General features: G+C 65.5%; 13 protein-coding genes. 11 read left to right on the forward strand and 2 right to left on the reverse strand.

The features are described from left to right. Positions 1-78: 78 nt before the first annotated feature. The 4 genes from xdhA to guaD all read left to right on the forward strand — a co-directional run bounded on the left by xdhA (position 79) and on the right by guaD (position 6,165). Entirely contained in the window at positions 79-1,533 is a 1,455-nt protein-coding gene (xdhA, locus tag LJF27_RS18855) for a xanthine dehydrogenase small subunit (RefSeq protein WP_003102017.1), read from the forward strand. Continuing rightward, positions 1,526-3,925 (forward strand): xanthine dehydrogenase molybdopterin binding subunit, encoded by a 2,400-nt coding sequence (xdhB, locus tag LJF27_RS18860; RefSeq protein ID WP_019682426.1) that lies wholly within the window; start codon positions 1,526-1,528, stop codon positions 3,923-3,925. Before xdhA ends, xdhB begins: the two co-directional genes overlap by 8 nt. 26 nt (positions 3,926-3,951) lie before the next feature. After that, entirely contained in the window at positions 3,952-4,791 is an 840-nt protein-coding gene (xdhC, locus tag LJF27_RS18865) for a xanthine dehydrogenase accessory protein XdhC (protein WP_003083344.1), read from the forward strand. Positions 4,792-4,860: 69 nt separating this feature from the next. After that, positions 4,861-6,165, forward strand: coding sequence for a guanine deaminase (gene guaD / locus LJF27_RS18870; RefSeq protein ID WP_003083342.1), 1,305 nt, complete (start codon positions 4,861-4,863; stop codon positions 6,163-6,165). Between the two features lie 53 nt (positions 6,166-6,218). Here the strand turns inward: guaD and LJF27_RS18875 are convergent, their stop codons facing one another. Beyond that, positions 6,219-6,998 (reverse strand): GntR family transcriptional regulator, encoded by a 780-nt coding sequence (locus tag LJF27_RS18875; protein WP_003083340.1) that lies wholly within the window; start codon positions 6,996-6,998, stop codon positions 6,219-6,221. Between the two features lie 374 nt (positions 6,999-7,372). Here LJF27_RS18875 and LJF27_RS18880 point away from each other — a divergent pair, with 374 nt between their 5' ends. After that, entirely contained in the window at positions 7,373-8,722 is a 1,350-nt protein-coding gene (locus LJF27_RS18880; protein WP_003087209.1) for an NCS2 family permease, read from the forward strand. A gap of 240 nt (positions 8,723-8,962) precedes the next feature. Here LJF27_RS18880 and uraH read toward each other — a convergent pair whose 3' ends face one another. Further along, entirely contained in the window at positions 8,963-9,343 is a 381-nt protein-coding gene (uraH, locus tag LJF27_RS18885) for a hydroxyisourate hydrolase (RefSeq protein WP_003087207.1), read from the reverse strand. A 372-nt stretch (positions 9,344-9,715) separates the two neighbouring features. Between uraH and puuE the strand changes: the two genes are divergently transcribed. The 6 genes from puuE to tssD all read left to right on the forward strand — a co-directional run. Further along, on the forward strand, positions 9,716-10,642 hold the full coding sequence (gene puuE, locus LJF27_RS18890; RefSeq protein ID WP_003083336.1) for an allantoinase PuuE: 927 nt from the start codon (positions 9,716-9,718) through the stop codon (positions 10,640-10,642). After that, entirely contained in the window at positions 10,639-11,154 is a 516-nt protein-coding gene (gene uraD, locus LJF27_RS18895; protein WP_003087205.1) for a 2-oxo-4-hydroxy-4-carboxy-5-ureidoimidazoline decarboxylase, read from the forward strand. Before puuE ends, uraD begins: the two co-directional genes overlap by 4 nt. 17 nt (positions 11,155-11,171) lie before the next feature. After that, positions 11,172-12,170, forward strand: coding sequence for an allantoicase (gene alc, locus LJF27_RS18900; RefSeq protein WP_004348973.1), 999 nt, complete (start codon positions 11,172-11,174; stop codon positions 12,168-12,170). Between the two features lie 54 nt (positions 12,171-12,224). Then, complete coding sequence (locus LJF27_RS18905; protein WP_003083329.1) at positions 12,225-12,734, forward strand: ureidoglycolate lyase; 510 nt, start codon at positions 12,225-12,227, stop codon at positions 12,732-12,734. A 48-nt stretch (positions 12,735-12,782) separates the two neighbouring features. Next, positions 12,783-14,060, forward strand: a complete 1,278-nt coding sequence (locus LJF27_RS18910; RefSeq protein WP_003122923.1) for a urate hydroxylase PuuD — start codon at positions 12,783-12,785, stop codon at positions 14,058-14,060. 618 nt (positions 14,061-14,678) lie between these two features. Next, on the forward strand, positions 14,679-14,880 hold a 202-nt coding region (gene tssD / locus LJF27_RS18915), incomplete at its 3' end, for a type VI secretion system tube protein TssD (RefSeq protein WP_019371350.1).

Below are 14,880 nucleotides of genomic sequence, written 5' to 3' on the forward strand. Positions count from 1 at the left end.
TGCGGAAACCGCCCCACTCCGGCCGGTTCTCCTGCAAGGCCTAGAATTCAATAACAAGAACCCGCCTGGAGGCACGCCTTGATCAGGTTCCTGCTCAACCGGGAGATCCGCGTCGAAGAACGCCTGGACCCCAACCTCACCGTCCTCGACTACCTGCGCCGGCACCTCGGCAAGACCGGCACCAAGGAAGGCTGCGCCTCCGGCGATTGCGGCGCCTGCACCGTGGTGGTCGGCGAACTGGTCACCGGCGAGGACGGTGCCGAACGCATCCGCTATCGCAGCCTGAACTCCTGCCTGACCTTCGTTTCCGCCCTTCACGGCAAGCAATTGATCACCGTCGAGGACCTCAAGCACCAGGACCGCCTGCACGACGTGCAGCAGGCGATGGTCGACTGCCATGGCTCGCAGTGCGGGTTCTGCACGCCGGGTTTCGTCATGTCGCTGTTCGCCCTGCAGAAGAACAGCGCCGGCGCCGATCCGGCCAAGGCCCACGAGGCGCTCGCCGGCAACCTCTGCCGCTGCACCGGCTACCGGCCGATCCTCGACGCCGCCGAGCAGGCCTGCTGCCACAGGCGCGCAGACCAGTTCGACGCCCGGGAAGCCGCCACCATCGAGCAATTGCGCGCCATCGCTCCGCGCGAAACCGCCGAGCTGAACAGCGGTGACCGGCGCTGCCTGCTGCCGCTCACCGTCGCCGACCTGGCCGACCTCTACGGCGCCAATCCGCAGGCACGCCTGCTGGCCGGCGGCACCGACCTGGCGCTGGAGGTCACCCAGTTCCATCGCGAACTGCCGGTGATGATCTATGTCGGCCACATCCGCGAAATGAAACGCATCGAAGTGGGCGCCAACTGCCTGGAAATCGGCGCCGCCACCCCGCTGACCGACTGCTACCAGGCGCTGGCCGCGGACTACCCGGACTTCGGCGAGTTGCTGCAGCGTTTCGCGTCCCTGCAGATCCGCAACCAGGGCACTCTCGGCGGCAATATCGGCAACGCCTCGCCGATCGGCGACGCCCCGCCGCTGCTGATCGCCCTCGGCGCGAAGATCGTCCTGCGCCGCGGCGAACGGCGCCGCGAGCTGCCGCTGGAGGAGTACTTCCTCGACTACAAGGTCACCGCCCGCGAAGAAGGCGAGTTCATCGAGAAGATCCTGGTCCCGCGTGCCCGGCCCAGCCAGGCGTTCAAGGCCTACAAGGTCTCCAAGCGCATCGACGACGATATTTCCGCGGTCTGCGCCGCCATCAGCCTCGACCTGGAAGATGGCCGGATCGTCCGCGCCAGGGTCGCCTTCGGCGGCATGGCGGCGATTCCCAAGCGCGCCGCCGCCTGCGAAGCGGCGCTGCAAGGCGCGCGCCTGGAAGCCGCCAGCTTCGAACGCGCCGCCGCCGCCCTGGCGAACGACTTCACCCCGCTCAGCGACTTCCGCGCGAGCAAGGAATATCGCCTGCTGACCGCGCAGAACCTGCTGCGCAAATGCTTCCTGGAGCTGCACGCTCCCGCCGTCGAAACCCGGGTGACCGCCTATGTCTAACCATCGCAAGCCGCACAAGAGCCAGGAAGAGCTGGCCGACCTGTTCCGCGCCGAGCTGACCACCGGAGTCGGCCGCAGCGTCAAGCACGAAAGCGCCCCCAAGCACGTCAGCGGCGAGGCGATCTACATCGACGATCGCCTGGAGTTTCCCAACCAGTTGCACGTCTATGCGCGCCTGAGCGAGCGCGCCCACGCCCGCATCACCCGCCTCGACGTGACGCCCTGCTACCAGTTCCCCGGCGTCGCCATCGCCCTCACCGCCGCCGACGTTCCCGGCCAGCTCGACATCGGCCCGGTGGTGGCCGGCGACCCGCTGCTGGCCGATGGCAAGGTGGAGTATGTCGGACAGATGGTCCTGGCGGTCGCCGCCGACAGCCTGGAAACCGCGCGCAAGGCGGCCATGGCGGCGATCGTCGAGTACGAAGACCTGGAGCCGGTGCTCGACGTGGTCGAGGCCCTGCGCAAGCGCCATTTCGTCCTCGACAGCCACCAGCACCGCATCGGCGATTCCGCCGCCGCGCTGGCCGGCGCGCCGCATCGCCTGCAAGGCACGCTGCACATCGGCGGCCAGGAGCATTTCTACCTGGAGACGCAGATTTCCTCGGTAATGCCCAGCGAAGACGGCGGCATGATCGTCTATTGCTCGACGCAGAACCCCACCGAAGTGCAGAAGCTGGTGGCCGAGGTCCTCGGGGTTTCCTTCAACCGCATCGTCATCGACATGCGCCGCATGGGCGGCGGCTTCGGCGGCAAGGAAACCCAGGCCGCGGCGCCGGCCTGCCTGTGCGCGGTGGTCGCCTACCACACCGGGCGTCCGGCGAAGATGCGCCTGCCGCGCATGGAGGACATGCAGATCACCGGCAAGCGTCACCCGTTCTACGTCGAATACGACGTCGGCTTCGACGACGATGGCCGCCTGCACGGCATCCAGATCGACCTGGCCGGCAACTGCGGCTATTCGCCGGACCTCTCCGGCTCGATCGTCGACCGCGCCATGTTCCACTCGGACAACGCCTACTTCCTCGGCAACGCCACCATCAACGGCCACCGTTGCAAGACCAACACCGCCTCGAACACCGCCTACCGCGGTTTCGGCGGGCCCCAGGGAATGGTCGCCATCGAGGAGATCATGGACGTCGTGGCCCGCAGCCTGGGCAAGGATCCGCTGGAGGTGCGCAAGCTCAACTACTACGGCAAGAACGAGCGCAACGTCACCCATTACCACCAGACCGTCGAGCACAACCTGTTGGCGGAGATGACCGCCGAGCTGGAAGCGAGCAGCGAGTACGCCCGCCGCCGCGAGGAAATCCGTGCCTTCAATGCCGCCAGCCCGGTCTTGAAGAAAGGCCTGGCGCTGACCCCGGTGAAGTTCGGCATTTCGTTCACCGCGACCTTCCTCAACCAGGCAGGTGCGCTGATCCACATCTATACCGACGGCAGCATCCACCTGAACCATGGCGGCACCGAGATGGGCCAGGGCCTCAATACCAAGGTCGCCCAGGTGGTCGCCGAGGTCTTCCAGGTCGACGTGGAGCGCATCCAGATCACCGCCACCAATACCGACAAGGTGCCCAATACCTCGCCCACCGCCGCCTCCTCGGGCACCGACCTGAACGGCAAGGCCGCGCAGAATGCCGCCGAAACCATCAAGCGGCGCCTGGTGGAGTTCGCCGCGCGGCACTGGAAGGTCAGCGAGGAAGACGTCGAGTTCCGCAACAACCAGGTGCGTATCCGCGAGCTGATCCTGCCGTTCGAGGAACTGGTCCAGCAGGCCTACTTCGGCCAGGTTTCGTTGTCCAGCACCGGCTTCTACCGCACGCCGAAGATCTTCTACGACCGCGAGCAGGCCCGTGGCCGGCCCTTCTATTATTTCGCCTACGGCGCCGCCTGCTCGGAGGTGATAGTCGATACCCTCACCGGCGAATACCGCATGCTGCGCACCGACATCCTGCATGACGTCGGCGACTCGCTGAACCCGGCCATCGACATCGGCCAGGTCGAAGGCGGCTTCGTCCAGGGCATGGGCTGGCTGACCATGGAGGAACTGGTCTGGAACGCCAAGGGCAAGCTGATGACCAGCGGCCCGGCCAGCTACAAGATTCCCGCCGTCGCCGACATGCCGCTGGACCTGCGGGTGAAACTGCTGGAGAACCGCAAGAATCCGGAGCAGACCGTGTTCCATTCCAAGGCCGTGGGCGAGCCGCCGTTCATGCTCGGCATCTCGGTCTGGTGCGCGATCAAGGACGCCGTGGCCAGCCTCGCCGACTACCGCGCGCAACCCGCCATCGACGCGCCGGCGACGCCCGAGCGGGTGCTCTGGGGCGTGGAACAGATGCGCCGGCTGAAGGCCGCCCAGGCGCAAGCGGCGGACGCCGCGGTCGAACCGGCCTGAACCGCCGCGATCGGGAGGATGACGAGATGAACTGGATCAGCGCCCTGGCCGAGTTGCAGCGTAGCGGCGAACCTTGCGTCCTGGTGACCATCATCGAGGAACGCGGCTCGACCCCGCGCAACGCCGGCTCGAAGATGGTGGTCAGCGCCGAGCGGCTCTACGACACCATCGGCGGCGGCCACCTGGAATACAGGGCCCAGGCCATTGCCCGGGAAATGCTCGCCGCGCGGACCCAGGACACCCGCCTGGAGCGCTTCAGCCTGGGCGCCAGTCTCGGCCAGTGCTGCGGCGGCGCCACGGTGCTGCTGTTCGAGCCGATGGGCCAGCCGCAGGCACACATCGCCGTGTTCGGCGCGGGCCACGTCGGTCGCGCCCTGGTACCCTTGCTCGCCAGCCTGCCCTGCCGGGTGCGCTGGATCGATTCGCGGGAACACGAATTTCCCGCGCTCCTGCCCGACGGCGTGGAGAAAGTGGTGAACGACGAAGTGCTCGACGAGGTCGAGCGGATGCCGCCCGGCAGCCACTTCATCGTCATGACCCACAATCACCCGCTGGACCTGGAGCTTACCGCGGCGATCCTGGCGCGCAACGACTTCGCCTACTTCGGCCTGATCGGCTCGAAGACCAAGCGCGTCAAGTTCGAGCACCGCCTGCGCGAACGTGGCGTCGACGCCGAACGCCTGCAACGGATGCGCTGCCCGATGGGCCTGGAGCAGGTGAAAGGCAAGCTGCCGGCGGAGATCGCCATCTCCATCGCCGGCGAGGTGATCGCCACCTACAACGCCGCCTTCGGCCTGGAACGCAAGCAGGGGCCGTCGAGCGTCACCCGGCTGACCCCGGAGTCGCGCCGCGCCCACGAATCCTGAGCGGCCCCCCGCTCCCCCGCGTCCGCCGCCAGGCGGCGGACCTCCCACGAACCTTTTTTCGAGACTGCCATGACCCGCAACGCCAAAGCCTACCGCGCCGCCATCCTGCACAGCATCGCCGACCCCGCAGAGGTCGGCGTCGAACGCTCCTACGAATACTTCGAGGACGGCCTGTTGCTGGTGGAGGACGGCAAGGTCGCTCGCCTCGGTGACGCCGAAACCCTGCTCGGCGAGATCGGCGAGGTCGAGGTCTTCGAGTACCGCGACGCGCTGATCACCCCCGGCTTCATCGATACCCACATCCATTTCCCGCAGACCGGGATGATCGCCTCCTACGGCGAACAACTGCTGGACTGGCTGAACACCTATACCTTCCCCACCGAGCGCCAATTCGGCGACCAGGCCCATGCCGACCAGGTCGCCGAGATCTTCCTGCAGGAACTGCTGCGCAACGGCACCACCACCGCGCTGGTCTTCGGCAGCGTGCACCGGCAATCGGTGGAATCGCTGTTCGAGGCCGCCCGGCGCCTGGACCTGCGCCTGATCGCCGGCAAGGTGATGATGGACCGCAACGCGCCGGACTACCTGACCGACACCGCCGAGAGCAGCTACCGCGACAGCAAGGCGCTGATCGAGCGCTGGCACGGCCAGGGCCGTCTGCTCTACGCGGTGACCCCGCGCTTCGCCCCGACCAGCACCGCGGAACAGCTGGACATGGCGGCGCGGCTGCTGCGCGAGCATCCCGGCGTATACCTGCACACCCATCTGTCGGAGAACCTCAAGGAAATCGAGTGGGTGAAGGAGCTGTTCCCCGAGCGCAGCGGCTACCTGGACGTCTACGACCACCACGGCCTGCTCGGGCCGCGCTCGGTGTTCGCCCATGGCGTGCACCTGTGCGACGGCGAATGCCAGCGCCTGGCGGAGACTGGCTCGGCGGTGGCGTTCTGCCCGACCTCCAACCTGTTCCTCGGCAGCGGTCTGTTCGACCTGCCGAAGCTGGAGCGCTACAAGGTCAAGGTCGGCCTCGGCACCGATGTCGGCGCCGGCACCAGCTTCTCCCAGCTGCAGTCCCTGAACGAGGCGTACAAGGTCATGCAGTTGCAGGGCGCCCGCCTCGATCCGTTCAAGTCGCTCTACCTCGCCACCCTCGGCGGTGCCCGCGCGCTGGAGCTGGACGACCGGATCGGCAGCTTCGCCACCGGCAACGAGGCGGACTTCGTGGTCCTCGACTACCACGCCACCCCGCTGCTCTCCTACCGCCTGAGCCAGGCCGGCAGCCTGGCCGAACGGCTGTTCGCGCTGACCATCCTCGGCGACGACCGCACGGTGAAGGAAACCTTCGCCGCCGGTCGCTCGGTGCATCGCCGCGACTGACTCCCGGCGGAAACGAAAAAGCCCCGCATCGCGGGGCTTTTTCATGCTTCGGATCAGGCCGCCGAGTCGCTGTCGGCCTTGGCCCGGCGTGGCTTCTTCTTGCCGCCGAGGAGGTGCGAGAACACCGCGTGCAGGTCGCCGGAAGCGTTGTCGCTCTCCAGGTTGAGCTTGCTGTCGATATGCTCCATGTGGTGCATCATCAGGGTCACCGCGCGCTCCTTGTCGCCCTTCTCGATGGCGTCGAGGATCTCGTTGTGCTCGTCGAACGAGCAGTGCGAGCGACCGCCGCTTTCGTACTGGGCGATGATCAGCGAGGTCTGCGACACCAGGCTGCGCTGGAAACTCACCAGAGGAGCGTTGCGCGCCATCTCGGCGAGCTTCAGGTGGAACTCGCCGGACAGGCGGATGCCGGCGCCCCGGTCGCCACGGGCGAAGCTGGATTGTTCCTGCACCACCATCTCGCGCAACTCGGCCAGGCGCTCGGCGGTGGCGTTGTCGGTGGCCAGTTCGGTGATGGCGCGCTCGACGGTGCGGCGGGCGAAAAGGATCTGCCGGGCCTCGTCGATGCTCGGGCTGGCGACCACCGCACCGCGGTTCGGCCGTAACAGCACCACCTGCTCGTGGGCCAGGCGCGAGAGGGCGCGGCGAATGATGGTGCGGCTGACGCCGAATATCTCGCCGAGCGCTTCCTCGCTCAGCTTGGTGCCGGGGGCCAGGCGTTGTTCGAGGATGGCGTCGAAGATGTGGGCGTAGACGATCTCGTCCTGGGTACCGCTGCGGGCAGCCTTGCCGGTGCGCGGCGGCTTCCTGATGTGTTGCAACTGATCGGTCATCGGTCTCGAACCTTGTGCGTCCGGCTTGTGGCCTGGGCTGATCCTCGCTCACGGGCGTGGGTGAGGCACGCCGGCGGCTGATAGCGAAATAGTGTACACAAGCAGCGGCATCCGGCGCACCACCCCTTTCCGCCCCTCGTTCCGAGCGCGCGGCACCGCCCGGAAGGACGCGTGACGGAAAGCTGATAAAAATGTGGCGAAACACCCTCAAACATTCTTTGACCTTTTTGTATACAAAGGCATAATCGCTCGCACGAGTTCTTGACCCAAAGGTCAGAAAATCGTGCCCTCACATCACCTTCGAGCCGCGTCAGGGACCTGGTAACCAACCGGCCCGCAGGACCTAACAACAAGAGCGATGAGGAGTACCTGCTGTGGAAAGCACCAAACAAGAAGAACAAGGGATCTACGCTGCGACACCGCCCGCCACCGGCCTGCTCGAACGCCTGTTCAAGCTCCGCCAGCATGGTACGACGGTCAGGACCGAGCTGGCGGCCGGGCTGACCACCTTCATCACCATGGCCTACATCATCTTCGTCAATCCCAACATCATGGCCGACGCCGGCATCGACCACGGCGCGGCGTTCGTCGCCACGTGCCTGGCGGCCGCCCTCGGCTGCTTCCTGATGGGCCTGTACGCCAACTGGCCGGTGGGCCTGGCGCCGGGAATGGGACTGAACGCCTTCTTCACCTACACCGTGGTCGGCACCATGGGCTACAGCTGGCAGATCGCCCTCGGCGCGGTGTTCATCTCCGGGGTGATGTTCATGCTGCTGACCTTCTCCCGGGTCCGCGAATGGCTGCTCAACAGCATCCCCCGCAGCCTCAGGTTCGCCATGGGCGCAGGAGTCGGCCTGTTCCTCGGCCTGATCGGCCTGAAGACCGCCGGCATCGTGGTGGCCAGCCCGGCGACCCTGATCAAGCTCGGCCACCTCACCTCGCCCGGCCCGCTGCTGGCGGCACTGTGCTTCCTGATGATCGCCGTGCTCGAGTACCGCCGGGTGTTCGGCGGCATCCTCATCAGCATCCTCAGCGTCACCCTGGTCGGCTGGGCCCTCGGCCTGGTGCAGTACGGCGGGGTGTTCTCGGCGCCGCCGAGCCTGGCGCCGACCTTCCTGGCGATGGACATCGCCGGCGCGTTCAACGTCACCATGATCAGCGTGATCCTGGCCTTCCTCTTCGTGCACATGTTCGATACCGCCGGCACTCTCATGGGCGTCGCCCAGCGCGCGCACCTGGTGAAGGAGGACGGGCGCATCGAGAACCTGTCGAAAGCGATGAAGGCCGACAGCGCCTCCAGCGTGTTCGGCGGCATGCTCGGTGTCCCGCCGGTGACCAGTTACGTGGAGAGCGCCGCGGGCGTGGCCGCCGGCGGACGTACCGGGCTCACCGCGGTGGTGGTCGGCGTGCTGTTCGTCGCCGCGATGTTCTTCGCCCCGCTGGCCGGGATGATCCCCGCCTTCGCCACCGCCGGCGCGCTGATCTACGTGGCCATGCTGATGATGGGCGGAATGGCGCACATCGACTGGGACGAGCACACCGAGACCATCCCGGCGATCGTCACGGTGATCATGATGCCGCTGACCTTCTCGGTGGCCGACGGTATCGCCCTGGGCTTCATCACCTACGTCGCGATGAAGGTCCTCACCGGCAAGCACCGCGAAGTCTCGGCCAGCCTCTATGCGTTGTTCGTGATCTTCGTCGCCAAGTTCATCTTCCTCTGACCCGCCCGGATGGCGGATGGCCGCACGCGGCTATCCGCCTCGAACCTGTCGTTGCCCCGCAGGGCTCGCGACGCGCAGCTTCATCCCCCGCCCATTCGTACCCTGCGCCGCATTTCCCTTCCTGCCCACGAGTGGCGGATAACCGGCAACCCTCGGCGCACTCCCCGCGAACGAAAAAAAGCCCGCTCGATGGCGGGCCAGGGAAAAGGACTCGGAGAGTCAGTGTTTCGTGGCACGCACCTAGCTGCCGCGATAGGTCGAATAGCTGTAGGGCGAGATCAGCAGCGGCACGTGGTAGTGATCGTCGGCGGAGGCGATGCCGAAACGCAGCACCACCTGGTCGAGGAAGGCCGGCTCCGGCAATTGCACGCCGCGGGCGCGATAGTAGTCGCCGGCGTTGAACACCAGTTGATAGACCCCGGGACGGAAGTCCTCGCCTTGCAGCACCGGCTGGTCGCAGCGGCCGTCGTGGTTGGTCAGGGTGGTGGCGATCAGTTCCAGTTGCTGGCCTTCTACCCGGTACAGCTCGATCTTGATGCCATGGCCGGGGCAGCCGTGTGCGGAATCCAGTACATGCGTGGTCAAACGTCCCATGGGTTGCGGGCGCCCGCTGGCGGACACCACTCCTCCTCTTGCCTTCGTTCGATGGGGATCGCTCCGGGACCTGCCCGGCGCCGCTCGCTTGCAGCCCGCCAGGGAGCCGCTTGCGAAGCAATATAAGTTATCCTTCGATGAATTGTATACAAAAAACACCGCCACAACCGAAAATGCGGCAGCCGCCCCGAAATCGGGCATTCCTTCCACAAGCCCCACCCCGCAGGGCCTCATTCTTCGCTAACTGACCAGTCGGGCAAGTTTTTTGCTGGATGAATGGCAGGGATCGGCAAGCAGGATTGTATTTACAGACCGCAGGCAAACTTGTATACAATAAATCCATCACGGCATCCCCGGCCCGTCCGGCCCGCCGCCCCATCCACAATAAGGAACACTGCTGTGAGCGCTGACTACCCACGCGACCTGATCGGATACGGCAACAACCCTCCCCACCCTCACTGGCCCGGCGATGCCCGCATCGCCCTGTCCTTCGTGCTCAATTACGAAGAAGGTGGCGAGCGCTGCGTCCTGCATGGCGACAAGGAGTCCGAGGCGTTCCTTTCCGAGATGGTGGCTGCCCAGCCCTTGCAGGGCGTGCGCCACATGAGCATGGAATCGCTCTACGAATACGGCAGCCGCGCCGGGGTCTGGCGCCTGCTCAAGCTGTTCAAGCGACGCAACGTGCCGCTCACCGTGTTCGCCGTGGCCATGGCGGCGCAGCGCAACCCTGAGGTGATCAGGGCGATGGTCGCCGACGGCCACGAAATCTGCAGCCACGGCTACCGCTGGATCGACTACCAGTACATGGACGAGGCCCAGGAGCGCGAGCACATGCTCGAAGCCATCCGCATCCTCACCGAACTCACCGGCCAGCGCCCGGTGGGCTGGTACACCGGACGCACCGGCCCGAACACCCGGCGCCTGGTGATGGAGGAAGGCGGCTTCCTCTATGACTCCGACACCTACGACGACGACCTGCCCTACTGGGACCCGGCCAGCACCGCGGAGAAACCGCACCTGGTGATTCCCTATACCCTGGACACCAACGACATGCGCTTCACCCAGGTGCAGGGCTTCAACAATGGCGAGCAGTTCTTCCAGTACCTGAAGGACGCCTTCGACGTGCTCTACGAAGAAGGCGCGACGGCGCCGAAGATGCTCTCCATCGGCCTGCATTGCCGGTTGATCGGTCGCCCGGCGCGGATGGCCGCTTTGGAGCGCTTCATCCAGTACGCGCAGAGCCACGACAAGGTCTGGTTCGCCCGCCGCGAAGACATCGCCCGCCATTGGCACCGTGAGCATCCTTTCCAGGAGACCGAGGCATGAGCCGTTTCCAGACCCTGACCCCCGCCTCGCTGTCCCGCGAGGCCTTCGTCGAAGCCTTCGCCGACATCTACGAACACTCCCCCTGGGTCGCCGAGAAGGCCTATGACCTGGGTATCGACGACAGCCTCAACGATATCGAGGGCCTGCACCAGCGCATGGCCGACATTCTCCTGTCGGCAAGCCGCGAGGCCCAGCTGGCGCTGATCAACGCCCACCCGGACCTCGCCGGCAAGGCGGCGATCCGTGGCGAACTGACCGCCTCCAGCACCTCCGAGCAGGCCGGCGCCGGGATTCACGAATGCAGCGCCGAGGAGTTCGCCCGCTTCACCGAACTCAACGACGCCTACAAGGCCAGGTTCGGCTTCCCCTTCATCAAGGCGGTGAAGGGCAGCAACCGCCATCAGATCCTGGCGGCCTTCGAGGAACGCATCCAGCACTCCGCCGACGAGGAGTTCGCTACCGCGCTGGCCGAGATCAACAAGATCGCCCTGTTCCGCCTGCAGCAGCTCTGAGGCCTGCGGATACGAGCATGAACGCCGAACACGCGCCCTTCCGCCACTACCTCGACCTCGCCGACGCACGCCTGGGCAGCCAGGTGGTCGCCGTCAGCGACGAATGGTTCGCCCCCGCCAGCCGCATGCTGCAGGCCGGCGAACCGGTGTGGAAGGAAGGCGTATTCGACGACAGCGGCAAGTGGATGGACGGCTGGGAAACCCGCCGCAAGCGCTTCGAGGGCCATGACCAGGCGGTGATCCGCCTGGGTGTGCCGGGCGTGCTGAAGGGCGTCGACATCGACACCCGCTTCTTCACCGGCAACCATCCGCCGGCGGCTTCCCTGGATGGCTGCTTCTGCGCCGAAGGCGACCCGGACGACAGCACGTCCTGGAGCGAAGTGCTGGCGGCGGTGGGGCTGCAGGGCGATAGCCATCACTACCACCCGATAGACGACGAACGTCCCTGGACCCACCTGCGCCTGAACATCTACCCGGACGGCGGTATCGCCCGCCTGCGCCTCTATGGCGTGCCCTACCGCGACTGGAGCAACCAGCCGCCGGGAACGGCGCTCGACCTGGCCGCAGCGGTCAACGGCGGCCGGGCGCTGGCCTGCTCCGACCAGCATTTCGGACGCATGGGCAACCTGCTCAACCCCGGACGTGCCATCAACATGGGCGACGGCTGGGAAACCGGCCGCCGCCGCACGCCGGGCCACGACTGGGTGATCGTCGCCCTCGGCCATCCCGGCAGCATCGAGGCGGCGGTCGTCGATACCTTGCACTTCAAGGGCAACTATCCGGAAAGCTGCAGCATCCAGGCCGCCTTCGTGGAAGGCGGGAACGAGGCCCGGATCGAGGCGCAGAGCCTCTTCTGGCGCGAGCTGCTGCCAGCGCAGAAGCTGGAAATGCACCAGGAACACCGGTTCGAGCGGCACCTCAACGCCCTCGGCCCGATCACCCATGTACGCCTGAACATCTTTCCCGACGGCGGCGTCAGCCGCCTGCGCCTGTTCGGCAGGCCACAATTACCGTGAGACCCGGGCCCCGCGTGCGTCCGGAATACAACAAACAGAATCGACAGGATCAGTATGCGCACTCTCAAGATCGAGCCGTTGACCAAGGAAGCCTTCGCCCCGTTCGGTGACGTGATCGAAACCGCCGGCAGCGACTATTTCATGATCAACAACGGCTCCACCCGCCGTTATCACAAGCTGGCCACGGTCGAGACCGCGCAGCCGGAAGATAACGCGATCATCAGCATCTTCAGCGCCGAGAAGCTGGAAATGCCGTTGCGCATCCGCATGCTGGAACGCCATCCGCTGGGCAGCCAGGCCTTCATCCCGCTGCTCGGCAACCCCTTTCTGGTCGTGGTCGCGCCACTTGGCGATGTACCTGTACCGGGCCTCGTCCGCGCCTTCCTGACCAACGGAAGGCAGGGCGTCAATTACCACCGCGGCGTCTGGCACCATCCGGTGCTGACGATCGAAAAGCGGGATGACTTCCTGGTGGTCGATCGCAGCGGTTCCGGGAACAACTGCGACGAGCATTTCTTCACCGAGGACGAACAGCTCCTCCTCGACCCCCAATCAAACCAATAAGAGAGGTCCTGCCGCCGGTCCGCCGGCCAGGGCAAGAGGTACAAGACTGTGGAAGCACATCTCATCGAATGGCTGAACCTGCTGGTGCGCTGGATTCACATGATCGTCGGGATCGCGTGGATCGGCGCTTCGTTCTATTTCGTCTGGCTGGAGAACAACCTCAACCGCAGCAACCCGCGTGAAGGCCTGTCCGGAGACCTCTGGGCAATCCACGGTGGCGGCATCTACCACCTGGAGAAGTACAAGCTGGCTCCGCCGAAAATGCCGGAGAACCTGCACTGGTTCAAATGGGAGGCCTACTCCACCTGGATGTCCGGGGTGGTGTTGCTGACCATCGTGTTCTACCTGAACCCGACCCTCTACCTGATCGCCCCCGGCAGCGACCTGGCGCCGGCAGCGGCCATCGCCATCGGCATCGGTTCGCTGGTTTGCGGCTGGTTCGTCTACACCGTCCTCTGCGATTCGGCACTGGGCAAGACCCCTGCCCTGCTCGGCCTGGTCCTGTTCGTCCTGCTGGTCGCCGCCGCCTACGGCCTGACCCAGGTGTTCAGCGGCCGCGGCGCCTACCTGCACGTCGGCGCGATCATCGGCACCATCATGGTCGGCAACGTGTTCAGGGTGATCATGCCGGCCCAGCGCGCGCTGGTGAAAGCCATCGAAGAAAACCGCGAGCCCGATCCGGTGCTGCCGGCCAAGGGCCTGCTGCGCTCCCGGCACAACAACTACTTCACCCTGCCGGTGCTGTTCATCATGATCAGCAACCACTTCCCGAGCACCTACGGCAGCCAGTACAACTGGCTGATCCTGGCCGCCATCGCGGTGCTCGCGGTACTGGTACGCCACTACTTCAATACCCGCCACGAAAGCAACCGCTTCGCCTGGGCACTGCCCGCCGGCGCGCTGGGCATGATCGCCCTGGCCTTCGTCACCACGCCGAACTACCAGCAGGCTTCCGCACCGCTGGCCAGCACCCCGGCGGCGGCACCGGCACAACCGGCGACCGGCGGCGACGCACCAGCCGCGCCCGCCGCGACCCAGGCCTCCAATGCCGGGGCCGCGAGCGGAGCCGACTTCGACAAGGTCCATCACGTGATCCAGGAGCGCTGCACCGTCTGCCACTCGGCGAAACCGACCAGCCAGCTGTTCAGCACCGCGCCAGGCGGGATCATGCTCGACACCCCGCAGCAGATCCAGCAACTGGCACCGAAGATCCAGGCCCAGGCCGTGGCCTCGCAGATCATGCCGCTGGGCAACATCACGCAGATGACCCAGGAAGAACGCAACCTGATCGGCAGCTGGATCGCCAAGGGCGCACAGATCAACTGAGCCTTGGCCGAAAGGCTAAGAACCGCACCTCCGGTTCCCCGCAGCAGAACAACCCTGCTGGCCCTACCCCAAAAGCCCTCTCCATAGAGGGCTTTTGGCCATAACTGGCCATATCTTTCAGCCCCCAACCTCTCCGATAACTCACTTTCCTTCACCCTGGGCCGATGGAACGAAACCGTGCGGCGCTCCACCATTGAAAGCGACCAACCAACCATCGCTATCCGCAGGTACGTGTCGTCTCGTATTTGCCCAGCAAACTTCGCTCGGGTGATCTGTGTGGCCGGGGGACCTGTGCTGCGTCGTGTGATAGTGCGCGCCCCATCTTCGGCTGCCTTGCCAATGAAGAACTGTGCAACTTTTTGGTTGATAACGTTGTGGATAGAACGCTAGGGAACAAATACCCAAAGGGCTCCGAGAGAGTGCGCAACTTTTTGCAAGCGGTGCGCAAAAAGTTGCACAATTTTCAGTGTTCTTCCCATGAGAATCGCCAGAGAATTTTTGGTTTCCTCCAATAACGCCTTGATGGAAAAGAGTTTCAAGACCAGTGGCACAGTTCTTGTCTAGCACTGGTGCCCCCGGCATGTCGCCTGGGCACTTTCAAAGACAAGGAACGTATCCATGGCAACCCCCGCCTACATGTCCATCACCGGCACCAAGCAGGGCCTGATCACCGCCGGCGCCTTCACCGAGGACTCGGTCGGCAACACCTACCAGGAAGGCCACGAGGACCAGGTGATGGTCCAGGGCTTCAACCACGAAGTGATCATCCCGCGCGACCCGCAGTCCGGCCAGCCGACCGGCCAGCGCGTGCACAAGCCGG

This window comes from Pseudomonas sp. 203-8 (assembly GCF_020708595.1).
GTDB classification, from domain to species: domain Bacteria; phylum Pseudomonadota; class Gammaproteobacteria; order Pseudomonadales; family Pseudomonadaceae; genus Pseudomonas; species Pseudomonas aeruginosa.